Annotated in this window: 20 protein-coding genes, 1 tRNA gene, 1 pseudogene and 1 riboswitch; of the genes and pseudogenes, 9 read left to right on the top strand and 13 right to left on the bottom strand. The window is 73.6% G+C overall.

Annotated elements, in window-relative coordinates:
- The first annotated feature begins 51 nt into the window (after nucleotides 1–51).
- On the top strand, nucleotides 52–1,611 hold the full coding sequence (locus GKE82_RS19225; RefSeq protein ID WP_154734425.1) for an ABC transporter permease: 1,560 nt from the start codon (nucleotides 52–54) through the stop codon (nucleotides 1,609–1,611).
- A 19-nt stretch (nucleotides 1,612–1,630) separates the two neighbouring features.
- Here the strand turns inward: GKE82_RS19225 and GKE82_RS19220 are convergent, their stop codons facing one another.
- The 3 genes from GKE82_RS19220 to GKE82_RS19210 all read right to left on the bottom strand — a co-directional run bounded on the left by GKE82_RS19220 (nucleotide 1,631) and on the right by GKE82_RS19210 (nucleotide 4,224).
- Nucleotides 1,631–1,993 (bottom strand): STAS domain-containing protein, encoded by a 363-nt coding sequence (locus GKE82_RS19220; RefSeq protein WP_154734424.1) that lies wholly within the window; start codon nucleotides 1,991–1,993, stop codon nucleotides 1,631–1,633.
- Nucleotides 1,994–2,075: 82 nt separating this feature from the next.
- Entirely contained in the window at nucleotides 2,076–3,920 is a 1,845-nt protein-coding gene (locus GKE82_RS19215; protein WP_154734423.1) for a SpoIIE family protein phosphatase, read from the bottom strand.
- Nucleotides 3,913–4,224 (bottom strand): STAS domain-containing protein, encoded by a 312-nt coding sequence (locus GKE82_RS19210; protein ID WP_154734422.1) that lies wholly within the window; start codon nucleotides 4,222–4,224, stop codon nucleotides 3,913–3,915. The genes GKE82_RS19215 and GKE82_RS19210 overlap by 8 nt, the downstream gene beginning before the upstream one ends.
- A gap of 24 nt (nucleotides 4,225–4,248) precedes the next feature.
- Here GKE82_RS19210 and GKE82_RS19205 point away from each other — a divergent pair, with 24 nt between their 5' ends.
- Nucleotides 4,249–4,692 carry an ATP-binding protein gene (locus tag GKE82_RS19205; RefSeq protein WP_158276776.1) on the top strand — a complete coding sequence of 148 codons (444 nt, stop codon included), beginning with the start codon at nucleotides 4,249–4,251 and terminating at the stop codon, nucleotides 4,690–4,692.
- A gap of 24 nt (nucleotides 4,693–4,716) precedes the next feature.
- Here GKE82_RS19205 and GKE82_RS19200 read toward each other — a convergent pair.
- Nucleotides 4,717–6,350, bottom strand: a pseudogene (locus GKE82_RS19200) (FAD-dependent oxidoreductase).
- 73 nt (nucleotides 6,351–6,423) lie between these two features.
- Between GKE82_RS19200 and GKE82_RS19195 the strand changes: the two are divergent.
- From GKE82_RS19195 to GKE82_RS19185, 3 genes are all read left to right on the top strand, one after another.
- Nucleotides 6,424–7,059, top strand: coding sequence for an alpha/beta hydrolase (locus tag GKE82_RS19195; protein ID WP_154734420.1), 636 nt, complete (start codon nucleotides 6,424–6,426; stop codon nucleotides 7,057–7,059).
- A gap of 92 nt (nucleotides 7,060–7,151) precedes the next feature.
- Nucleotides 7,152–7,460, top strand: coding sequence for a putative quinol monooxygenase (locus tag GKE82_RS19190; RefSeq protein WP_107568615.1), 309 nt, complete (start codon nucleotides 7,152–7,154; stop codon nucleotides 7,458–7,460).
- Between the two features lie 99 nt (nucleotides 7,461–7,559).
- A complete protein-coding gene (locus GKE82_RS19185; protein ID WP_154734419.1) occupies nucleotides 7,560–9,263 on the top strand; it encodes a hypothetical protein in 1,704 nt (567 codons plus the stop codon).
- A gap of 21 nt (nucleotides 9,264–9,284) precedes the next feature.
- On the opposite strand, the gene GKE82_RS19180 is transcribed toward GKE82_RS19185, so the two are convergent.
- The 4 genes from GKE82_RS19180 to GKE82_RS19165 form a co-directional block, all read right to left on the bottom strand.
- Nucleotides 9,285–10,388, bottom strand: a complete 1,104-nt coding sequence (locus GKE82_RS19180) for a globin-coupled sensor protein (protein ID WP_196189329.1) — start codon at nucleotides 10,386–10,388, stop codon at nucleotides 9,285–9,287.
- A gap of 127 nt (nucleotides 10,389–10,515) precedes the next feature.
- Entirely contained in the window at nucleotides 10,516–13,041 is a 2,526-nt protein-coding gene (locus GKE82_RS19175) for a PAS domain-containing hybrid sensor histidine kinase/response regulator (protein WP_154734417.1), read from the bottom strand.
- Nucleotides 13,042–13,050: 9 nt separating this feature from the next.
- Nucleotides 13,051–13,653 (bottom strand): molybdopterin-dependent oxidoreductase, encoded by a 603-nt coding sequence (locus GKE82_RS19170; protein WP_154734416.1) that lies wholly within the window; start codon nucleotides 13,651–13,653, stop codon nucleotides 13,051–13,053.
- A 56-nt stretch (nucleotides 13,654–13,709) separates the two neighbouring features.
- On the bottom strand, nucleotides 13,710–14,468 hold the full coding sequence (locus GKE82_RS19165) for a response regulator transcription factor (RefSeq protein ID WP_309233707.1): 759 nt from the start codon (nucleotides 14,466–14,468) through the stop codon (nucleotides 13,710–13,712).
- Nucleotides 14,469–14,546: 78 nt separating this feature from the next.
- On the opposite strand from GKE82_RS19165, the gene GKE82_RS19160 reads away from it, so the two are divergent.
- Complete coding sequence (locus GKE82_RS19160; RefSeq protein ID WP_154734415.1) at nucleotides 14,547–14,915, top strand: Hpt domain-containing protein; 369 nt, start codon at nucleotides 14,547–14,549, stop codon at nucleotides 14,913–14,915.
- The gene (locus tag GKE82_RS19155) at nucleotides 14,912–16,543 is read left to right on the top strand and encodes an EAL domain-containing protein (RefSeq protein ID WP_154734414.1); all 1,632 of its coding nucleotides are present in this window, start codon (nucleotides 14,912–14,914) and stop codon (nucleotides 16,541–16,543) included. Before GKE82_RS19160 ends, GKE82_RS19155 begins: the two co-directional genes overlap by 4 nt.
- 16 nt (nucleotides 16,544–16,559) lie before the next feature.
- Here GKE82_RS19155 and GKE82_RS19150 read toward each other — a convergent pair whose 3' ends face one another.
- On the bottom strand, nucleotides 16,560–16,907 hold the full coding sequence (locus GKE82_RS19150; protein WP_154734413.1) for a hypothetical protein: 348 nt from the start codon (nucleotides 16,905–16,907) through the stop codon (nucleotides 16,560–16,562).
- Nucleotides 16,908–17,008: 101 nt separating this feature from the next.
- On the opposite strand from GKE82_RS19150, the gene GKE82_RS19145 reads away from it, so the two are divergent.
- Nucleotides 17,009–18,028, top strand: a complete 1,020-nt coding sequence (locus GKE82_RS19145; RefSeq protein WP_154734412.1) for a S1C family serine protease — start codon at nucleotides 17,009–17,011, stop codon at nucleotides 18,026–18,028.
- A gap of 27 nt (nucleotides 18,029–18,055) precedes the next feature.
- Here the strand turns inward: GKE82_RS19145 and GKE82_RS19140 are convergent.
- The 3 genes from GKE82_RS19140 to GKE82_RS19130 form a co-directional block, all read right to left on the bottom strand.
- Nucleotides 18,056–18,128, bottom strand: a tRNA-Thr gene (locus GKE82_RS19140).
- Between the two features lie 168 nt (nucleotides 18,129–18,296).
- Complete coding sequence (locus tag GKE82_RS19135) at nucleotides 18,297–18,872, bottom strand: DUF4396 domain-containing protein (RefSeq protein WP_154734411.1); 576 nt, start codon at nucleotides 18,870–18,872, stop codon at nucleotides 18,297–18,299.
- 81 nt (nucleotides 18,873–18,953) lie between these two features.
- Nucleotides 18,954–19,442, bottom strand: a complete 489-nt coding sequence (locus tag GKE82_RS19130) for a hypothetical protein (RefSeq protein ID WP_154734410.1) — start codon at nucleotides 19,440–19,442, stop codon at nucleotides 18,954–18,956.
- A gap of 472 nt (nucleotides 19,443–19,914) precedes the next feature.
- Nucleotides 19,915–20,051: riboswitch (cyclic di-AMP (ydaO/yuaA leader) on the top strand.
- 696 nt (nucleotides 20,052–20,747) lie between these two features.
- Here GKE82_RS19130 and GKE82_RS30060 point away from each other — a divergent pair.
- Nucleotides 20,748–21,173, top strand: a complete 426-nt coding sequence (locus tag GKE82_RS30060) for a M23 family metallopeptidase (protein WP_196189328.1) — start codon at nucleotides 20,748–20,750, stop codon at nucleotides 21,171–21,173.
- Here the strand turns inward: GKE82_RS30060 and GKE82_RS19120 are convergent.
- Nucleotides 21,166–22,020, bottom strand: a complete 855-nt coding sequence (locus GKE82_RS19120) for a class I SAM-dependent methyltransferase (protein ID WP_154734408.1) — start codon at nucleotides 22,018–22,020, stop codon at nucleotides 21,166–21,168. The two genes, GKE82_RS30060 and GKE82_RS19120, sit on opposite strands and share 8 nt — an antisense overlap.
- Nucleotides 22,021–22,812 lie beyond the last annotated feature (792 nt).

Here is a 22,812-nt window from a genome sequence, read left to right as displayed (position 1 = left end):
GGCGGCGTGGCGTGCCGCGTCCGGGGCGGCGCCGCCGATAGGCTCGCCCGCGTGCTGCGCGCGGAAGCCGTCGAGATGGTCCTTCCCGACGGTCGCCGGATCCTCGGCCCGGCGGGGCTCGCGGTCGTCCCCGGCACCCTGACCGGCCTGGTCGGGCCCAGCGGCTCCGGCAAGACGACGCTGCTGAAGATCCTCGCCGGCATCGTCGAGCCGACCGCCGGATCGGTGTCCCTGGACGGCGACGAGGCCGTGCGCCGCACCGCCGATCTCGGCTACGTGCCCCAGCGCGAGACCGTCCACCGGCGGCTCACGGTCGCGGAGGCGCTGCGCTACGCGGCGCGCCTGCGCCTGGACGAGAACGCCGACGTCGAGAAGCGCGTGCGGCTCGTGCTGCGCGAGCTCGACATGGTCGAGCAGGCCGACACGCGCGTCGGGGACCTCAGCGGCGGCGAGCGGCGGCGCGCCGCCTGCGGGATGGAGCTCGTCGGCCATCCGCGCGTGCTGCTCCTCGACGAGCCGACGAGCGGCCTGGACCCCGTGCTGGAGCGGCGGCTGATGCTGATGCTCCGCCACCTCGCCGACCAGGGCCGCGCGGTCGTCGTCTCCACGCACGCCACCGCGAGCCTCGACCTCTGCGACCAGGTCGCGGTGATGGACCGCGGGTCGCTGTCGATCACGCGCAGCGCCGACACCGCGGTGGACGCGCTGCGCCGCGCCGCGGGCGGGCAGGACGAGGCCCCGGACGTGCCCGCGCAGCTGGACCCGCCGCGCAGCGGCGTCGCCCGGCGGGGCTTCTGGCTCGAGTACGCGGTGCTCGTCGCGCGCTACCGTCGCACGCTCGTCCGCGACACCCGCACGCTGCGGATCCTGCTGCTGCAGGCGCCGATCATCGGCCTGCTGCTCACGCTGCTCTTCCACGGCGGGGCGTTCGACCGGCCCGGCGGCGAGCCCGCCAACGCGGTCATGGTCGTGTTCCTGCTCATGACCGGCGCGATCTGGCTGGGGATCACGTCCTCCTGCCGGGAGATCGTCAAGGAACGCGGGATCATCGAGCGCGAGTTCGACGTCGGGCTGCGCTCGGACGCGTACGTGCTCGCGAAGGCGACGGTCCTGTTCGCGCTGACCGCCGTGCAGACCCTGCTGATGGTCGCGGTCCTCCTGATCGTGCACCGCCTCGACGTCGACGCGGGCGACATCCTCGTGCTGGTCGGCCTGCTCGTCCTCACCACGTGGGTGAGCGTCGGGCTCGGCCTCGTCGTGTCCACCCTCGCCCGCTCGGTCGACCAGGCCGCGGGCGTCGTGCCGCTCGTCCTCATCCCCCAGCTCGTGTTCGCGGGTGCGGTGATCCCGCTGGAGCGGATGCCCGGGCTCGCGAACGGCCTCGCCCAGGCGGTCTACGCGCGCTGGGCGTACGCCGGGCTCGGCTCGACGATCGACCTGGACGGCCGCATCAGCTCGACCCCGGGCGCGGTCGAGGCGCTGGGCTTCGGCCGCACGTTCTTCCGCGTCGAGGCAGGCGCGAGCGCCGCCGCGCTGCTGTGCTTCCTGATCATCCTCCTGATGGCCGCCGGCTTCCTGCTGCAGTGGCGCGCCCAGGAGGAGGAGGGCTGATCAGGCCGCGCCGCGCCGCTCAGACCGCGCGGTACGGCCCGTTCTCGGTGGCGTCGAGCGCGTCGAGCGCCGCGGCGACGGAGTCCACGACCCGCAGCGTCTCGAGCAGGAGCGCCAGCTCGAACATGCGCAGCACCGGTCCCTGCGGGCAGACGACGACGAGGTAGGTGCTGCGTGCGACCGCGCGCCGGGACGCGTTCAGCAGCACCGCCAGACCGGTCGAGTCGATGAACGTCGCGTCGCTGAGGTCGACGATGACGTTGCGCCCGGGCGACTCGGCCCGCAGGACGTCCGCGAGGCGCGGCGCCGTGGCGAGGTCGAGTGGCCCGGAGGCGCTGACGAGCACCCGGTCGGGGCGCAGGGCTTCGGCGCGGACATGCATCTGACACCCGACGTTATCCGAAGGCCATCGCGACCGAGCGGGGTTGGTCGGGATCCAGCCCGGGTCGTGGCGCGCGAGCCGCCTATCGGCCGGGGCCGAGGGCGATCACGGCGCGGTCGTCGGTCGCCGGGCCCTCGAGCGCGTTGCCGTGGCGCAGGATCGCGGCCGTGACCTCGACCGCCCCGGTCGGCACGCCGCGCAGCAGCTCCGCGAGCCGCTCGCTGGCCTGCACGCCACCGCCCAGCGGCTCGGAGACGCCGTCGGAGAAGAACGCCACGACCTCGCCGGGGCCGAGCGTGACCTCGGAGTCGGTGAACGTCGGCGTGTCGGTCGCGCCGAGCAGCGTGCCGGGCGCACCCTCGACGCGGGCGTCGCCGCCGTCGCGGAGCACGACCGGCGGCGGGCTGCCCGCGAGCGCGAACCGCACCCGCAGCCCGGCGCCGTCGGCCGGACCGAGGACCTGGCCGAGTGTCAGCGCCGAGTACCGGCGCCGGTCGGGCACGTCCAGCAGCATGAGGTTCACGAGCTCCAGCGCCTGCGACGGCGACGCGCTGAGGCGCGCGCAGGCGCGCACGGTGTGCCGCACGAGACCGGTGAGCGCGGCGGCGCGCGGCCCCTTGCCCGTCACGTCGCCCAGCACGACCCCGGACGTGCCGTCGGAGAACACGACGTTGTCGACGAAGTCGCCGCCGACCGCGAGGCCCGGCCCCGCCGGCTCGACCTGCGCGTCGACGTCGAGCCCATCGATCGCGACGGGGCGCAGCGGCTCGAGGCTCTCGCGCATCGCGCGGATCAGGCCGCGCTCGGCGAGCCGTCGGCCGACGCGGGTCAGCGCCTCGTCGGTGCGCTCGACCAGCAGGTCGACGGCCGACCGGTCGTCGACGTCGTCGGGGGTCGTGTCGAGGACGAGGCTGCTCGTCGGGTGCTCGGCGTCGTGGATGACCCAGGTGCGGTCGTCCTGCTCGATCTCCCCGTCGGCGAGGTCGACGACCGACGCCGGCCCGAGCAGGTCGCCGACGGCACCGCGCAGCGCCCGCAGGACCGCCTCGCGGCTCTCGGCCCGGTCCATCGACGCGGTGCCCGCGGCGACGATCGCGATGCGGCGACGCTCGCGCTCCGCGCGCCGCCGCGCCTCCTGCTCCAGCGCGAGACGCGCCCCGGTGTTCTGCTGCTCGGTGACGTCGATCTGCACGCCGACGAAGCGGGAGATCGTGCCGTCGTCGTCGCGCACGGGAGCGATGTGGACCTCGTTGAGGAACTCCTCACCGGAGCGCCGCACGTTGCGCAGCGTCACGGACACGCTGCGCTGCTCGCGGATCGCCTCGGTGATCTCCGCGACCGCGGGCTGGTCCCGGTACTCGCCCTGCAGGAAGCGGCAGTTGCGCCCCAGGGTCTCCTCGAGCGGGTAGCCGGTCACCTCGGCGAAGCTGCGGTTGGCGTAGACGATCGGGTTGTCCGGCAGCCGCGGGTCGGTGAGCACGAAGCCGGTGCCGCTGAGGTCCAGCGCGCGCTTGAGGACGTTGAGCTCACCGCCGACGCGCGCGTGCTCGACCTGCAGGCGGGCGTAGTGCTCGGCGAGCACGAGCCGGACCTCGACCTGCGGGATCGTCGACTCGCGGTCCGGGAGGACCCAGACGTCGGAGGCCCCGGCGCGCAGCAGCGCCGACAGGTACCCGTCGGCGGCGCGCTGGACGGCGACGATGACCGCCTCCTCCCCGCCCGGCGTCATGCGGATCGTGCGGACCGCCTCGACCCCGGCGTCGTCATCGACCCCGACGACGAACAGCGGCGTCCCGACGGTCGCGGGCAGCAGCGTGGCGAGGTCGTCGACCTCGCGCACGGCGTGCCCGTGACGCTGCAGCTCGGCGGTGACCGCCCCGCGACGGTCGGGATCGGCGTCGAGGACGATCGCGTCGCGCTCAGCCATCGACCAGGTCCAGCTCGCCGTCGACCTGCGCGAGGTCGAGGACCGCGCGCACCGCCGCGCTCGGGGCCAGCGTCAGCGTGCGATCCTGCCCCCGGAACTCGGCGGTGCGGTCCAGCAGGAGCGCGAGACCGGAGCTGTCCATGAAGGGGACGCCCAGCAGATCGAGCACGACCTCGGGCGCGGTGACGCCGTCGAGATGGTCGTCCAGCGCCCCGACGCCCGCGAGGTCGAGGGTGCCGCGGACGGTGACCCGGGTGCGCCGGGAATCGTCTTTCTGCTCGATGCTGAGTTTCTGCGCCTCCACACGTGGAACTATACGTCCCGAGAGATGACTCCCTGGACCGTGGAGAGGGCGTACGCGCCCACCGCCGATTCGATCGCCGAGGCCCGCGAGATCGCGGACGAGGTGCGCCCGCCGCTCGGGCCCCGGGACACCTTCGCGCTGCGCCTGCTGCTGTCCGAGCTCGTCACCAACGCGATCCGTCACGGCCGCACGACGCCGGACGCGCCCGAGGTCAAGGTCCGCCTGGTGCGCGACGAGCAGACCCTGCGCCTGGAGGTCGAGGACGCGGGCGGGGGCTTCGTCGTGCGGCCGCGCACGCCCAACCAGCACCGCGGCTCCGGCTGGGGCATGCACTTCGTGTCGAAGCTGGCGCGCCGCTGGGGCGTCGAGGGTCACGGCCGCACGCTCGTGTGGGTCGAGCTCGAGCTCGACGAGGCCGGCGAGCTCGTGCTGCCCGCCGGCGAGCCGGACCTGCTGCCCGACGCCTGAGGCGCCGGGCCGACGGACGGCCGGTCAGCCGCCCGAGACGACCGCGAGCATCTGCTCGACGTCGGTGACCTTCACGCGCGGCCGGCCCTGCGCGGCGCCGCCGGCGCGCTCGTGCGCGTCGAGCGCCTGCCAGCCGTCGAGGTCGACGACCGTGGCGACGCGCTCGCCCAGCAGCGCGGCGAACGCCGCCCCGTCACCCGTGGGCGCGGCGAGATGTCCCGCGGCGTGGTCGGCGAGCAGCGCCTCGACGGTGTCGCCGGCGCAGTGCTTGTTCGTGCCGATGACGCCGGACGGCCCGCGCTTGATCCAGCCGGACACGTAGACGCCCGGGACCTGCGCGCCGTCGGTCTCGGTGACGCGGCCGCCGTCGTTGGGAATGACCCCGGCGGCCTCGTCGAACGGGACGCCCGGCACCGCCCGGCCGTGGTAGCCGATCGCCTTGAGCACGAGGCCGGTCTCGAGCTGCTCCTCGTCACCGGTCGGCCGCACGACGGTACGGCCGTCCATGCCGGTCTCCAGCTCGTTGCGTCCGATCGTGATCGCGGTGACGCGGTCCTCCCCGTGGAGGGCGACCGGGGAGCCGAGGAACCGCAGCACGATCCGGCGCTCGGCGCCCGACGGCTCGCGGGCGGCGAGCTCGCGCAGCAGGCCGAGCGAGACGCTGCGGCCGTAGCCGCGCGCGTCGCCCGCACGCGGCGTGGCGACCTCCTCGTCCAGCGCCGACGCGGGCTCGACGGTGACGTCGACCCCGGGGAGCGCCATCAGGGCCAGCAGCTCCGGGCTCGTGAAGGCGGCCTGCGCGGGGCCGCGGCGGGCGAGCACGACGACCTCGCGCACGCGGCTCTCGCGCAGGGCGGCGAGCGCGGTGTCGCTGATGTCGGTCGCCGCGAGCACGTCGGCGGGGAGGGTGAGCATGCGGGCGACGTCGAACGCGACGTTGCCGTTGCCGACGATCACGGCGCGCTCGGTCCCGAGGTCGACCGGCAGGTCCTGGTGGTCGGGGTGGCCGTTGTACCAGCCGACGAAGTCCGTGGCGGTGAACGAGCCGGGGAGGTCCTCCCCGTCGACGCCCAGGCGCCGCCCGCCGGGCGCGCCGACCGTGTAGAGCACGGCGTGGTGGTGAGCCAGCAGCTCCTCGTGGGAGACGTCCCGGCCGACCTCGACGCCGAGGCGCAGCGTGATCTGCGGCGAGGCGACGATCTCCTCGAAGTTCCGGGTGACGGCCTTCGTGTCCTGGTGGTCGGGCGAGACGCCCGCGCGCACGAGGCCCCACGGGGTGGGAAGCCGGTCGATCAGCTCGATCTCGATCTCGTTGCCCGCCCGCAACAGGTGCTCGGCGGCGTAGGCGCCGGCCGGGCCGGCGCCGACGATGGCGACCCGCAGCGCGCTCACGACTGCACCACCGGCAGCTCGAAGTAGCCCGCGTTGATCTCCAGGAACCGCGCGTACTCCGTGGGGAGCAGGTGGTCGGGGTAGATCGCGTCGACGGGGCACGCCTCCACGCACAGCTCGCAGTCCACGCAGGTGGCGGGGTCGATGTACAGCTGCTCGGCCTCCGCGAACGCCGGGTCGTCCGGGCGCGGGTGGATGCAGTCCACCGGGCACACCTCGACGCACACGGCGTCGTTGCAGCAGTTCTGGATGATCACGTAGGTCATGGCGTGCCCGGATCGTCCCAGATGCCCGCCCGCCGGGGTCGTCCGACGGGGCTCCGGGCCCGTACCGACTCCGATGCCCCTCGACCCCACGCTCATCGACGTCCACGTCCCCGAACGCCCGCGCGGCGCGGTGCTCGTCCTGCACGGGGGTGCGAGCCGCGGCGCCGGCGCCCGGGTCAGCCCGTCGCAGCTCTCGGTGCTGCGGATGGTGCCGATCGCCCGGCGGATCGCGCGGGAGGGCGGGGACGACGTCGCCGTCGTGCGGCTGCTGAACCGCTTCCGTGGCTGGGACGGGGAGCACTCGCCGGTCGACGACGCCCACTGGGCGCTCGAGCAGCTGCAGGAGCGGCTCGGCGAGCTGCCGGTGTCGTTGGTCGGCCACTCGCTCGGCGGTCGCGCCGCGCTGCTGGCCGCCGGGCATCCGGCGGTGCGGTCGGTCGCGGCGCTCGCCCCGTGGGTCTACCCGGAGGACGTCGAGCCGGGCATCCGCGGCAAGCAGGTGCTGATCGTCCACGGCGACCGGGACCGCGTCGCCAGCCCGGTCCGCGCCCAGGAGCTCGCGCGGCGCCTGTCCCGGATCGCCGACGTGCGGTTCGAGGTCGTGCCGGGCGGCAAGCACGCGATGCTGCGCCACCGCGACGCGTTCGACGGTCGCGCGGCCACGTTCGCCGTCCGGTCGCTCGCCTCGGGCGCACGGGTCGCCGCCTGACGACGACAGGGGCGCCGGACCGAGTGCTCGACGCGCGTCCGTGGCCGCGCGACAAGGGCGCGGCGCCCGGCCGCGGATAGGGTCGGCCGACCATGCTGATCGTCACCGCGAAGATCCCCATCCAGCCCGAGAAGCGCGACGAGTTCCTCGCCGTCGTCCCGGGCCTCGTCGAGGCCAGCAACGCCGAGGAGGGCGTGCTCGACTACCGCCTCTACGAGTCGGCCGAGACCCCGAACGAGTTCCTCATGGTCGAGCAGTACGTCGACGAGGCCGCGTTCGGCGCCCACATGCAGACCCCGCACCTCACCGGCGCGCTGCAGCAGCTGGCGGGCTGGCTGAGCGGCCCGCCGCAGCTGACGAAGTACGAGGCGCAGGACGGGGTGCCCGTCCCGCTGGGCTGACGCGGCACCCGGCCGGGCGGCGCCCGACGGGCCGCCCGCGCCACCGCGGCGTGCACCACCAGTCGCGTTTTCTGTCCGCAGCGGGCAGAATGCGACGCCATGCGCGCTTCCTGGTCCAGGCGCCCCCGCGGGCGCAGACTGCTCATCCCGACCGCTGCCGTCGCCTGCGGGGCGATCGCCACGGTCGCGCTCGCCGGCAGCGCGGGCGACCTCGACCCGAGCTTCGGCACCGACGGCGTCCAGCTCGTCCGCGGACTCGACCTCTCCGACGACGTGGCCCTCGCCATCCTGCCCGACGGGCGCATCCAGACCGGGGGCCGGGTGCGCGCGCTGCGCTTCACCCCCGCCGGCCAGCCCGACCAGTCCTTCGGGGTCGGCGGCATCGTCCCGCTGCCCGACAGCGCGCCGACCGACCTCAAGAACGCCGCCGGCGTCGCGGTCGACGGGCAGGGCCGCACGCTGATCGCCGGCTCCTTCCAGCCGGGCGGCGGGCAGACCGACCGCATGGCGGTCCTGCGACTCAACCCCGACGGCAGCCGCGACGTCAGCTTCGGCGGCAGCGACGGGATCGTCGACGTCGACGTCACCACCACCGCCGCGCAGACGGAGACGGCCCAGGCGGTGCTCGTGCAGCCCGACGGGCGCATCGTGCTCGTCGGCACCGTGGGCAGCGACGCGAACAAGCGCGCGAGCGTCGTGCGGCTGAACGCGAACGGCGCCCCGGACCCGACCTTCGCCGGGGACGGCTCCGTGGTCTTCGGAGCCGTGACGATGGACGCCGAGCGCGGGACCCTGACCCCGTCCGGCGACCTGCTCGTCTCCGGTAACGACCAGCCCGCCAACGCGTCGACCCCGGCGGCGGCGTTCGTCGCCCGCGTGCGACCGAACGGCACCCTCGATCCCGCCTTCGGCGTCGCCGGGATCGCCCGCTCGCCCGTGGCGGTCCAGCAGTCCGCGAGCGACGTCGTGCAGCTGCCGGACGGTCGCGTGCGCCAGCTCGCCTCCAGCGCCCCGGACACCGACCTCCTGGCCACCCGCGGCATCCTCAACGGGTACACCGCCACGGGCGGGCCCGACCCGGCGGTCGGCCCGGGCGGGCAGCGCGTCTACGACCTGTCGCCTGGCGCGGGCACGCTGCTGAGCTCGATGACCCTGGGCGGCGACCGGCTCTGGGTCGGTGGCACGCGCGACGCCCGCTTCGAGGGCATGCAGGTGCGGGGCCGCTCGGTCCTCCTGCGGATGACGACCGACGGCGCGCTGGACACCGGGTTCTCCGGGGACGGCCAGGCGATCCGCGACGATCGCGACCTCGTCGTGACCACCGCGATCGTGCTCGACGCGGCCGGCCGTCCCGTCACCGCGGGCTGGCAGGCCGACCCGTCCACGGGCAAGGTGTCCACGCGGATCGCGCGTCACCTCGCGGTCGACGACCCGCCGCCGCCCGCGCCCCCGGCGCCCGTCACGGTCACGACGACCGTCACCGTCCCGACGCCGACCCCCACGCCGACGGTCGCGCGGCCGCCGAGCGCCACGAGCGTCCTCGTGCTCTCGTCGGCGCGCCGCTGCGTGTCGAGCCGGCGCGTGCGCCTGACCGTCCGGCGGCCCGCCGGGCTCACGGTCCGCAAGGTCACCGTGAAGGTCGGCAGCGGTCGCACGCGGACGGTCAAGGCCCCGGTCAGGATCGCGCTGACCGGGCGGCCCAGGGGCAAGGTCAAGGTGCTCGTCACCGCCACGCTCAGCAGCGGCGCGACGGTGCGCCGGACCGTCACCTACACGCTCTGCGCCGCGAAGAAGCGGCGCTGAACGCCCGGTCGCGCGGGGGGCTCAGCCCTCCGCGCTGAACGTCGACTGATCGACGATGCTGTGCATGCCGGCGGCGATCTCGCCGATCATGCGCGACACCTCGATGACCTGCTCGCGCGTCGTCTCGAAGCTCGCGTGCGCGCCGTTGGTCGCGGCGCGCACCGCGCCGACGTCCGCCGTCGCCGAGTCGATCGCGGTCGTCACCCCGGCGATGACGTCCGCCGAGGCGGCGTTGTGCTCGCTGATGACCACGAGGCTCTGCGCGGTGCGCTCGGCGAGCGCACCGACCTCCTCGGCGACGACGGCGAAGCCGCGACCGTGGTCGCCGGCGCGGGCGGCCTCGATGCGCGCGTTGAGCGACAGCAGCTTCGTCTGGTCGGAGATCGAGCCGATCGTCGCGACGATCCCGTCGATCCGCTTGAGCTGCTCGGCCAGGCGGGCGGCCTGCTCGCCGACCTCGACGATCGCCTCGTTCATGTGCTCGACGGCCGACCACGCCTCGCCGATGCTCGCCGTGCCGGACTCCGCCGCCTGCACGCACGCGGTGACCGACTCGCCGGTCTCCGTCGTCTGGGCGGCCACCTGCTGGCTCGCGGCGCTGAGCGTCTCCAGCAGCGTCGTGAGGCGCTCGTCCCGCGCGTCGATGAACGCCTGGGCGACGATCGCCATGTCGGTCTGGGTGAGCGTGCGCCAGCCGGCGATCGCCTCCAGCAGCGTCTCCGGCTCGGTGCCGTAGACGTCGACCAGGCGGCGGGTGACGACCTGGTCGATCTGCACGAACGCGCCGAGGTACGCGCCGAGCGGCAGCTGGATGCGGTCGTGGACCTTGCCGATCCGCACGCGGTGCGCCACCACGTCGCGGTCGTAGCGGCCCGACCACAGGGTGCCGACGTAGCCGACGAGCGTCTCGCGCAGCCGCTCCACCGTCGAGTGCCGGTGGATCAGCGCGGCGAGGCCCGGCTGCGCCAGGACGTGGCGGTAGAACTCCTCGGCGATGTCGGCCCCGAGATCCTCGAGGTGCGGGCGGGCGCGCGCGAGCGCCTCGAGGTGCCCGGTCGTGAGACCGGTGTAGTCGACGATCGCCTGCCAGGTGCGATCGCCGACGTTGACGGTGGACGTGGCCATGGGTGCGTACATGTGATGGGGCCGCCGGGGGTCGGAGGAACGGTGCCCGGTGGGTCGGCCGACCGGGCGGCCGGCTGAAGGTCCGCGGCGCAGGTCTGCGGGCAAGTGCGGAGACGGTTGCGGGAAACTACGGAGACGGATCTCCGGTCCCGGCGTGCAGCCGGGACAGCACGGTGTCGAGCTGCGCGACGAGCGCCTCGAGCTCGTGCGCGCTCATCGTGTCCGACGCGGTCCCGAGCTGGCCGGCGATGCCCTGCAGCTCGGGGAGCGCGGTCGCCGTCGCGTCCTGCGCGAGGTCGTGCGCGAGCTGCACCGCCCGCGCCCGGTGGTCCACGTACGCGGACGCGCCGAGCGTGCGGCGCACGAGCGCCCCGCGGGCCGCGAACCGCGCACGGGCGGCGCCGTCGTCTCCGTCGACCGTGGGCCGTCGGGCGTCCGCGGCACGTCGGAGCTCGCTCGCGAGGCCGTCGGCGGAGAACGGCTTGGCGAGGTACGCGTCCATGCCCGCGTCGAGGTACCGCTGGCGGTCCTGCGCGAGCGCGTTGGCGGTCATGGCGACGATCCACGGCTGGCGGTCCGCGGGCAGCTCCGCGCGGATCGCCCGCGTGGCGGTCTCCCCGTCCATCACCGGCATGTTCGCGTCCATGAAGACGACGTCGAACGACCGGTCGCGCAGGGCGTCGACGGCCTCGCGGCCGTTCGCGACCACCTCGGCGGCGTAGCCGAGGGTGCGCAGCACCTCGCGCGCGACCATCTGGTTGACGAGGTCGTCCTCGACCACGAGCACGTCGAGCGGCGGCGTCGCCTGCGCCGACCGCTCCGGGGCCGGGTCGGCGTCGGGGTCCGCGGCGGCGGCCGCGGCGCGCAGCGGCAGCTCGACCCAGAACGAGGAGCCCTCGTCCGGGACCGACCGCACGCCGATCTCCCCGCCCATCAGGTCGGTGAGGTGCCGGCAGATCGCGAGCCCGAGCCCGGTGCCGCCGAAGCGGCGCGTGGTGGACGCGTCGACCTGGCTGAACGGGCGGAAGAGCCGGTCCAGCCGATCCGCCGGGATCCCGACCCCGGTGTCGGTGACCGTCAGGCGCACCCGGCACGGCCGCCCCGCCTCTGCCGGGACGCAGCCGACGGCGAGATGCACCTCGCCGGACGGCGTGAACTTCAGGCCGTTGGCCAGCAGGTTCACGAGGATCTGGCGGATGCGGGTGGGGTCGCCGACCACGCGGGCGGGGACCTCGGGCGCGACGGTCGTGCGCAGCTCCAGGCCCCGGCGGCGCGCCTCCGGGCCGAGCAGCTCGACGGTCCCCGACACGAGCTCGGTGACCGCGAACGGCCGCTGCTCGAGCTCGACCGCGCCGTCCTCCAGCGCCGAGAACGTGAGGATATCGTTGACGATCGCCAGCAGCAGCTCGCCGCTGTTGCGCGCGGTCTGCGTGTACTCGCGCTGCTCGACGGTCAGCTCGGTCTGGTCGAGCAGGCCCGTCAGCCCGATGACCGCGTTGAGCGGTGTGCGGATCTCGTGGGACATGTTCGCCAGGAACCGCGCCTTGACGCGCACCGACTCCTCCGCCGCGTCCTTCGCGTCGCGCAGCTCGCGCTCGGCCCGTCGGCGTCCTGTGATGTCGGTCTGGACCGCGAGGAAGTTCTGGATCGTGCCGTGCGCGTCGCGGACCGGCCGGACCTCGATCGCCACCCAGTAGGGCTCGCCGGCCGCGGTGTAGTTGACGATCTCGACGTCGAACCCCTGCCCGGCCCGCAGCCGCTCGCGCATCGTCGCGACGACCTGCGGATCGGTCTGCGGGCCGTGCAGCACGTCGCCCGGCCGGCGGCCGGCGATGGCGGCGAGCGGGTGCCCGGTCGTCCGCTCGAACGCCTCGTTGACCCACTCGACGCGGCCGTCGGCGTCGGTGATGACGACGAGGTTGCGCGTGTTCGCGGCGACCAGGGAGAGCTTGCGCAGCTGCGAGTCGAGGCCCGCGAGCCGGTCGGAGTAGCGGTCGAGCTCGCGGTCGTGGCGGCGCACGAACCACAGCGTCAGGCAGGCGAGGACGAGGAACAGCACGCAGGCGACCCCGATCGCGGCCATCGTGCGCCGGGCGCCGGCCTGCAGCCGCTCGGCCCCGACGTAGGTGTCGTGCGCGCGGGTGCGCCGGTGGATCTCCGCGGTCGACGCAAGGTCGTTGATCGCGAGCTCCAGGCGGCGCAGCGTCGCGCGCAGCCCGGCGGACGGACGGCCGGTGCGCAGCGCGCGCGTGACCGCGGGCCGCACCGCGAACGACCACTCGCCCGCCAGGACGCGCGCGCGGCGCAGCAGCGCCCGGCCGCCGAGCGCGGCGGACGCGTCGAGCGAGATCTCCTGCATGCGCTGGTCGACGAACGCGGCGTGCAGCTCCGCCGCCTCCCGGTCCAGCGGCCGGCGGCCCAGCTGCAGCTGCAGTCGCAGGATCTCGCGCTGCGCCTGCCCGAGGGTGCGGACGTTCGCGTCGACGAGCGACCGGGTCACCGCGACGTTCGCGCGCAGTCGCGACGTCTGCCCGAACAGCGCGTGCCCGAGCAGCCCGAGCGCCGCCGCGGTGAGCACGACGACGCCCCACGCCAGCAGGCCCCGGCGCCACGCGCGCGCCCCGGGACGCGGCACCTCACGGGTCGAGGGCACGCGGGCGCCTCACCGCACCTCGATCGAGGCGACCTGCCAGATCGAGCGGGGGTCGTACACGGTCGGCTGCAGTCCGGGGACCTTCCCGAACGGGTACACGACGCGCGTCGGGCCGTACCGCGCGACCGACATGCGCCGCCCGTCGGCGGTCGTCGCCAGCAGGACCGGGAGCCGCGTGGCGTCCGCGATCGGGATCGTGACCTTGTAGTCGTTGAGCGCGGCGGCGCGGAGCGTCCGCGCACCCGGACGGGCGCCCGCGACCTGCAGCAGGCGGCGCAGCAGCACGCCGCGGAAGCGCACGCGCGTGCGGCCGGTCGCGACCGCGTCCGAGCCGGTCCACTCCGCGAGCCCGATCCGCTCGAGCGTGCGCATGTCGAAGCGCAGCGTGCCGTCGGGGCCGTTGTGCCGGGTGATCGCGCCGCGCAGCGTCAGGACGACCGTGCCGGTCGGCGCGGGGATCGCCTGGCCGGGACGCAGCGTGCCGGCGGTGACGACGGTGTGGTCGGCGGCCGGGGCGGCGGCGCGGGCGCGCGGCTCGGCACCGCACCCGGGCAGGGTCAGGAGCAGCAGCGAGGAGGCCAGGACGGCGGGGAACGCGGAACGGGGGACCATGCGACAAGCGTCCCGCCGTGCCGTCTGAGGTCGGTCAAGCCCGACTCAAGATGCCGTCAAGACGCGAGGCGCCGTTCCATCCGGTAGCCGAAGCCGCGCACGTTGACGATGTAGCGCGGGCCCTCCTGGCCGCGGCGGGGCTCCCCGAGCTTGCGGCGCAGGTTCGACAGGTGGACGTCGATGACGTGGTCGTCCCCGAACCAGTCGGCGCCCCAGACGGCGTCCATCAGCTGGCTGCGCGAGAGCGCCTGGTCGGGGTGGTCGCTGAGCACGTCGAGCAGGTCGAACTCGGTGCGCGACAGCTCGACGGGCCGGCCGGCGACGGACACCTCGCGGCGGCCGACGTCGATCGTCAGGGCGCCGAAGCGGCGCACCGACGGCGCGGCCGGGCCGTCCGTGACGGCGGGCGGCTGCCCCGCGTCCGCGGGCGGGTCGGGGACCGCGACGAGCCGCGGGCGGCGCAGCAGCGCCTGCACGCGGACGCGCAGCTCGCGCGGGTAGAACGGCTTGACGACGTAGTCGTCGGCCCCGACGGTCAGGCCCGCGACGCGGTCGGTCTCGTCACCGCGCCCGGTGAGCATGAGGACGTACGCGTCGCTGAACGCGCGCAGGCGCCGGCAGGTCTCGATCCCGTCGATCCCCGGGAGGCCGAGGTCGAGGACCACGAGGTCGGGGCGCTGCTCGCGCGCGACGGTCAGCGCGTCCTCGCCGCTCGGCGCGGTGGCGACCGCGTAGCCGTCGGCCTCGAGGGCGTGGGCGATCATCGCCACGTACTCGGGCGCGTCGTCGACGATGAGGATCCGGGCGGCGCTCACGACGCGCTCCCGTGATCGTGAGTCGATCTTGAATCGGGCTTGACGGAACCTGGGAGGAGCGGACCTAGCATCGCTGACATGGCACTTTCGGAGACACCGCTCGCCCAGCTGCCGGACACGGTGCAGACCGCGATCGACAAGCTGCGGGGCGAGATGGGCGGGGACGGCCCACTGCGCATGATGGTCGGCCTGTGGGTCGATCAGCTTGAGTCCCTGCTCGAGGATCTCCGACTGGGTGCCCGCCACGGCGACGGCGGGCAGCTCGCCGCGGCGGCCCACCGCCTGAAGGGCACGTGCGCACTGCTGGGCGCGCACGACCTGCGGGCGCGGGCCGCCGCGATCGAGCACGCGGGCCTCGACGGTCTCCCCCGGACGGTCGAGGAGGACGTCGACCGGTTCGCCGTCGAGGCCCGCGCGTTCGCGCGGCTCCTGGAGTCGCTGCGATGAGCACCGCGCCACCGATCCGCTCGCGCCCGCTGGTCGTGGTCGTGGACGACGACCCGGTCGAGCGCCTGCACAGCGTCGCCGTGCTCGAGCACGGCGGGCTGGACGCGGTGCAGGCCGCGGACGGCACGGAGGCGATCGAGCTCGTCGCGCAGCGGCGCCCCGACGCGGTCCTGCTGGACGTGGGCCTCCCGGGCCTGGACGGGATCGCGGTCGCCCGCGCCCTGCGCGAGCGGGACGCCACGCGCACCGTCCCGGTCCTCATGGTGTCCGGGCACGGCGAGACGACCGAGCGCGTCGCCGGCCTCGAGGCGGGTGCCGACGACTACCTCGTCAAGCCGGTGGCGGGCCCGGAGCTGCTGGCCCGGATCCGCGCGCAGCTGCGTGCGGCCGCCGGCCGCAGCGAGCTGCTGCGCCGCGACCTGCAGGAGCGCGCGGACGCGTCGCTGGCGCTCGCCGGGTCCACGGCGGGCGGCAGCCCCGCGACGATGGCCGCCGAGCTGTGCGCGTTCGCGTGCGCGGCGCGCGGGTTCGCGGCGGCGACGGTCCTGACGTTCGGGGACCGCGACGAGCTGGAGGTCCTCGCGACCGCGGGTGCGCTGCACCGCGGTCTCGCGCGCGGCGTCGCCCCGACGCTGCCGGAGCGCGAGGTCTGGTCGGAGGAGCCCGGTGATCCGCAGCGCCCCCTTGCGGAGCTGTTCGGCGCGGCGGACGGGCAGAGCGTCGCGGTGCCGCTCCCGGCACACCGCGGCGCACCGACCGGCTGGTTCGTCTGCGGGACGGCGCAGCCGCCCGCCGACGACGCGCAGCGCGCGCGGACGATCGCGCTGGCGACCGAGGTCGCCGGGCACGCGGCGTCCGCGCTGAGCACGTGCCTGGAGCACCGTGCGCGGCTGCGCGCGGAGCGGCACGAGATTCGGGCGATCATCGAGCACGGGGCGTTCCGTCCCGTGTTCCAGCCGATCGTCGAGCTGCCCACCGGGCATGCGATCGGGTTCGAGGCGCTGACGCGCTTCGACGACGGCACGCGACCGGACCTGCGCTTCGCCGCGGCGTCGCGCGTCGGCCTCGGACCCGATCTCGAACTGGCGACGCTCGAACGCGCCCTCTGGGCGACGACCCTGCTGCCGCGGGGCGCGTTCGTGAGCGTCAACGTCTCGGCCGCGCTCGTGCAGGAGCCGGGACTCGTGCGCTCGCTGCTGCGCTCGGCCCGCCGCGCGATCGTGCTGGAGATCACCGAGCACGAGCGGATCACCGACTACACCGCGGTGCGCACGCAGCTGGACGCGCTGCCGGGGGTCCGGGTCGCCGTGGACGACGCCGGTGGCGGCTTCGCCAGCCTGCGGCACGTGATCGAGTTGCGACCGGACTTCGTGAAGCTCGACCGCGGGCTCGTGCACGGGATCGACGCGGACCCGCTGCGGCGCTCGCTCGTCGCGGGCCTGACGCAGTTCGCGCACGACAGCGGCTGCGAGATCGTCGCCGAGGGCATCGAGACCACCGCGGAGCTCGACGCCGTGCGCGACATCGGCATCACCGCCGGGCAGGGCTGGCTCTTCGGCCGGCCGTGCCCCGCGGAGCTCGCGGGCGCCGCGGCGCCACGGACCGCGGACGCGGTCCGTGGCGCCTAGGGCGTCGCGCGGAGCGTCAGACCAGCGGGGCCGGTCCGTCGTCGTGCAGCAGGAACCCGGCGGCGCCGAGCACGCCACGGTCACGCAGGCGCGCGAGCTTCGCGGTGACGTCGTCGTCCGCGGCCTCCCAGGTGCTGACGGCGGCCGACGCGGGCAGCGGCGCGAGGCCTGCGGCGGCCGGGTCGTCGAGCGCGACCCGGAACCAGGCGAGGTCGTCGGCGATCCGCCGCGGCCGACCGGTCGTGTCCGGGGCCCACGGGTCCTCGCCGGCGCGGCGCTCCGGCACGCCGGGCGGGCGCGTCAGCGCGACCGACAGCGCGCCGAGCCAGTCGGGATCGTCCTGCGTGAGCTCGAGCATCGCCATGGCGCTCTTCTACTGCACCGCACGGGCGGGCGACAAGGGCGCGGTCGGCGGGGCCGGCGACGCTTACGCGGGCGTGACGGATCCGTGTGCACCCTGGGGCCATGAAGCTGCTGCTGGTCGCATCACCCGGTGTCGCGGCCCTGGTCCTCGCGATCATCGCGCTCGGGCGCGACGCGGAGCCGTCCGCCCAGGCCGACATCCCGGCCCCGGCGGTCGGGACGACCAGGGGCGAGCTGCCGAGCTTCCGCGAGCTGTACGAGCGCGTCGACGGCGTCGTGGCGCGCGTCGACGCGCGCCGGGGCCCGGACGATCCGCCGTTCGGCAACGGGCGCCGCGACGCGATCGGCGCCGGCTTCGTCGTCGACGCGCGGGGCCACATGGTGACCAACGCCCACGTCGTCGACGACGCCCGGTCGGTCACCGTCCGCTTCGGTCGCACCGCCCGGCGCGTCACGGCCGAGATCGTCGGCGTCGACCGCGCGACCGACCTCGCCGTGCTGCGCGTCGACCCGGGTCGCCTGGGCGCCGACGCCCCGCTCGAGCTCGCGCCCGCGGGCTCCGTCCGCGTCGGCGACCCGGTGCTCGCCGTCGGCACCCCGTACCGCCTGCAGAGCAGCGCCGCGGCCGGCATCGTCTCCGCGGTCGGACGGGAGATCCGGGGACTGACCGGGTTCTCCATCCCGGACGCCGTGCAGACCGACACCGCCATCAACCCCGGGAACTCCGGCGGCCCCCTGGTCGACGAGCGCGGACGGGTCGTCGGCGTCAACTCGCAGGGGCGTGCGGCCGGCGTGAGCTTCGCCGTGTCCGCGGTCACGATGCGGCGCGTGGTCCCGCAGCTGATCGAGGACGGTCGTGCCGACCAGGCGGTGCTCGGCGTGTCCGTCGGCTCCGTGACCGACCGCGGTGCGCGCATCGCGTCGGTGACCGCCGGCGGCCCCGCCGATCGCGCCGGGCTCCAGGACGGTGACGTGATCACCCGCATCGGCGACCGACCGACCACGGTCGAGGGCGCCGTGGCGAGCGCCGTCGCTGCGCGCCGCCCCGGGCAGCGCGTCCCCGTCCAGGTCCTGCGGGACGGTCGCGAGCGGACCGTGACCGTGCGCCTGGGGCGCCGGTAGGTCCGCGTTGCGGCCGAACGCCACCCAAGCCGCCGAGCGGATTCGAACCGCTGACCCCTTCATTACGAGTGAAGTGCTCTACCAGCTGAGCTACGTCGGCAAGGGCGCCGAACCCTAGCGTTACCGGCCCAATCTCGCCGCCGCGCCGTGAGCGCAGTGACGTGGACATGACCTGATTGTACTCACCGTGACCGGGGTTTCGGACCCAATCGGACCCAACGGGATCAGCATCAGAGCGGATACGCCGAGTGCGCGCCGCTCCCCAGCTCTATCCGGCCGCCTCGGCGATCAGAACCGCCGTGCCAAATAGAAACCCGGCGATGAGCACGGCCCCCACCAGCTTGGGATCGGGCCCGCCGTGAACCCCGGTCGCGTGCACGGCCGCGTGGCCCTTGCCTCGCCCGATCAGCCACCGGTTCACCGGGAGTGCGATGACGAACGCGACCGCCAGCGCGAACGACAACGCTCCCCAGAACAGCAGCGAATCGAGGCCGGACTCCATCGCGCCCGGGATGAGCACCATGACGCCGTTGTCGATGATCTCCATCACCGCTATCGAGAAGGTGTCGGCCGCCAGGGCCACGGGGACAACGGCTCCGATGGTCATGCCAGCACGGACGAGCGGCAGGCTCGTCAGCGCGTAGCCGAAGATGAAGGCCAGAACGACGGCCAGCGCGATCGTCTGGATGTCGCCGAGGCCAAGAGCGGTCCCGATGACCATCCCGAGGATCTCGCCGATCGCACACCCGGTCAGACAGTGCAGCGTCGCCGAGATGGCGACCGACGTGAGCTCTCGGCCGGAGGTCGGAAGCTCGTGGTGTTCTGCATGCTGCGCGGTGCCCATCACACGCTCCTGGTTCGACTCGTCGTTCCGGTCCCGGAAAACCATCATGCGCGCCGGCGTTTCGGCCGCAGAGTTTGGGGTCTACCTGATCGCGCTCAGGACGCGCGACCAGGTCCGGCCTTGGTCAGAACTGGCGTACACGGCCCCGTCGTCCGCCGCAAGCAGCGGACCGCGGTCAGACAGCGTCATCGCCGCGGGCACGATCGATGCCGTGCCGACCTGGTTGATGGTGCGGAGATCCTTGTCGATGCGCTGCGCCACGCGATCCTCACCGACCGCGAGGATGCCCTCGCCGTCCCACTCGAGGTGACTCGGCGGCAGACGCACCAAGGGCTTGAAGCCGCGACCGCCGTCAGAGGACACGATGAGCCCCATCTCGGTCGACGCGACGAGACGATTCGGTTGAGCAGGGTCGATCGCCATGTCGACGATGGGCGGCACGCTGGTCGAGGCCCAGGTCGTGCCGGTATCGCGGCTTCGCAGCAGCTTCCCGCTGAGGGCGTCGAACGCGTACACCCTGCGGCCGGAGACCACGATCGCGTGGAGGTCGGCACGCCCCTCGAGGGACACGGACTGCCATGAGCGCCCTCCGTCGGACGAGCGGATGTAGCCGACGGACGTCGGTCCCCCTGGCGAAGATCTGGATGCCCTGAACCGACGTACCTCCCGGGCGCCGCTACCGAGAACCCCATGACGTCTCGACGCTCTTCACCGATCGGTCGGGCACGCGTCGCACCCGCTGCCGCACGGAACAGGCCGTTGTGACCGGCCACCAGGATCGAGGAGTCCGCCGGGTCGTACCCGAGCGCGTGGACGTGACCGACGGGATCGGACACGACTGCTCCCGGCACCTGACCGTCGTCACCTCCGCAGCCGGCAAGCAGCCCGGTGACAAAGGCCAGGACCACGAGCGAGATCCTCAGGGACGGCATCCCGCGAATCTACTACGGCTTGTCGGAGCTTGCCCTCTCTCCGAGCGTCGCCCAGAGGTTGGCGGACTTCATGACTCGACAGTGGTCCGGGCCGTCCCCTATTCGCCTACACGTCATAGAGTCCTCGTCGAGCAACGGGGAGCGGGGGGACCCACTCGCGGGGCGAATCGCCCGGATCTCCGGTTGTGGCGCGACTCTTTCAGCGCGAGCCCGTCAGCTAGCCCCGTAGGCCAACGAAAGAGAGTTTCGTTGGCCTACCGTAAGTTCGCTGGTCTTGCCGTACCCGTTCTCGTATCGCTGACGTTCCCGGGCAGTGCCTGGGCCGCTCCTTCAGCGGGTGGCGCCGCCGTTCCCAAACTTGCCTCGGCGACGGGCGCGACGTGCGCAAGCGGCGAGGCCTGGGAGTGCCGGGCTGGCCAGGAGCTGCGGCTGAGCGGCGGTGGCCTCGACGGCGTCGAGACGATGATCTTCCTCGGCGCCAAGGGCGCGAAGGACGATAGGCGCGCCGCGCCCCGGAGCGCCAGCCCGACCGCGCTGACCGTCCTGGTTCCTCGCGGAGCCGCAGCGGTCGTCTCCGCCTGGTGAGTCCGGCAGGCGGCAATGGTGCGACCAAGACGCGGTTGCGCCTCGCTGGGACCCCGCCCCAGGCTGACGTCACCGGGCCCGCAATCGACCTTCGTCCGGGAGAGGCGCTGATCGCGGGCTCGCGCAAGCGCGCGGTCCTCGAATAATCGGTCGAGGCGCCGTCGAGCGTCGACGCCGTCAGACTGAGCGACGGAGTCACCGTTCGATCATGGCCGGTCGCTGCGGGAGCAGGCGCGGTTCGCTGGGACGGCACCGTCGACAACACCGTCGTCCCGGACGGCCGCTACGAACTTCGGCTCGCAGGCCAGGCGACTGCGTCGCAGGCCAGGCGACTGCGTCGAAGGCCAGCACCGCAGCGGTGCTCGTCCACGACGCGATCTTCCCGATTCGCGGCAAGCACGACCTCGGGCAGTCGGACACCAACAACTTCGGCGGCAGCCGCGGTCACGGCGGGCAGGACATGTTCGCCGCGTGCGGAACGCCGCTCGTCGCCGAGCGCCCGGGCGTGGTGCAGTTCGAGGCCACGCAGGACCGCGCCGGAAACTACGTCGTGCTCCAGGACGCAACCGGCCAGTCGTACGCCTACGTGCACATGCGGGACCGGGCACTCGTCAAGAAGGGCGCGCGCGTCCAAGCGGGTCAGCGAATCGGGTACGTCGGCGAAACCGGTCGCGCCTCCGGCTGCCACCTGCACTTCGAGATGTGGACCGCGCCGGGCTGGTACTCGGGGGGCGACGCCGTGGACCCCCTGCCTGAGCTTCGTCGCTGGGACTCGTTCAGCTGACGCTTCGCGCGACGGCGAAGCTGATGCCGTTACCTCGATAGAAGTGGCCGGCAGCCGAGTAGTCGTGATGAAGATGTCGGAGATCGCGCGCGGAGCACAACTCTTCGAGCGCCGGCGTATTCCTCCCGTTGCCCGAGCAGATGACTGCGCCCGACGCAGCGGCTGCCCACGCGGTTTTCAGCTCATGGCGCTCCAACTCCGGCTCCGAGGGAGTGTCATGCACGAACAGGTCGAGCTGCCGTCCACGGAGGTTGGCCTCGAGAGCGCTCTGCGTGGTGGCTTGGACCCAAGTCCAGTGCGGGGCGTGCCGCCGCGGCACCATCCAGCCGCCGGTCGGGTCGGGGTCGAAAGAGATCAGCTTGCCGCGGAGGTGCCCGTCCTCCACGTTGCGCTCGAGGGCCCGCAACATGACCATCGCCCCGAGGCCGTACCAGAGACCGGTTTCAACGACGAGGTTCGGGCGGCGGAGTCGGATGAGCGCCCAGAGCAACGGTCGATGGCCGAGAGCCATGTCCGATCGCAGCTGAGACCAGCGACGCAGCTGGCTGTAGTCGCGGAGAAGCTGCTCATCGGACGCCGGCTCGTCAAGCACTTCCCGTGCTCGAGCGGCGGATACCCCGAAGCCGTCCGCGAGAAATGCCGCAGCGGCGTCGAGGTCGGCCATGTGAAAGGAGAAGTCCCCGACCTCGGGGTCCGAGAGCACGTACTTCGCCCGCACGCCAAAGGGCGCGCCGTTCCGTCCATAGGTCCGAAGGCTCTTTGCCTTCGCGTTCCACCGAATGCGGTTCAGCCGGCGCACCGCCGCTCGGACGCGATACGACCTCTCGCTGCTGGCGTGTGGTGACATGTCCTACAGAGCGTAAGACAATTTGGACCGCCCTTCATGTAGGAGAACGGCCTCCGGTCGTCCGGAGCCAACCGCCACGCATTGCTCCGCGTCACACACAGGATCGGATGACCCGGGGGCCCCACAAAACCCGCGATCAAGGTCTCCGCTGACATGCGTGGAACTCATGTCCACCGCTGGTCCGATGAGCGACCGGTGATTCCACGACCATGCCGGCCACACCGGCGCCGGCCGCGATCAAGTATGGAGCGCGCGGCGGGGGCAGCGCCAGCCGCGGGATAAGGCCGACAAGGGGTGCGAAAATCAGTCCGGGGATCACGACGAGCTCCGTGCATGATGAGCCGACGCGGGTGTTGGCCGGCTACGCGGCACCGGACGTCTCCGGGTGCCCCTAGCGCACAGGATCGACGACGAACTTGCGCGCGCACTACCCAGAGCAGAAGGCGATGCTGACATCGTGCGTTGCAGGACGACTTCATGGCTGGAGCTCACTGTCATCCGACACACCGGATCAACGGGCCCGCGGACCAGCGGGCCTACTTGCGTGCTCGCGCTACGAATGAATCGGGCTCGCGATGGTGCGTAGGGGCACCTCGGCGACTTCGATCCACGCCACCCATCGAGCGACTTCGCACCCCCAAACGCTGCTTAGTCGGCGAGCACTTCGTCCACTCGCGTAAACGCGCAGATCCGGGATGCCCGATTCAACCACGCGCCGAAGGACTCTGTCCCACGCGTCAGGACCGGACTGTGAGCTATCCCGACCGCGAGTTGCGGCCATCGCTCGCGGCT

The organism is Conexibacter sp. W3-3-2 (genome assembly GCF_009707605.1).
GTDB classification, from domain to species: Bacteria; Actinomycetota; Thermoleophilia; order Solirubrobacterales; family Solirubrobacteraceae; genus Paraconexibacter; species Paraconexibacter algicola.
Note: the sequence above shows the minus strand (reverse complement) of the source record. Positions and strands in the feature narration are given on the sequence as shown.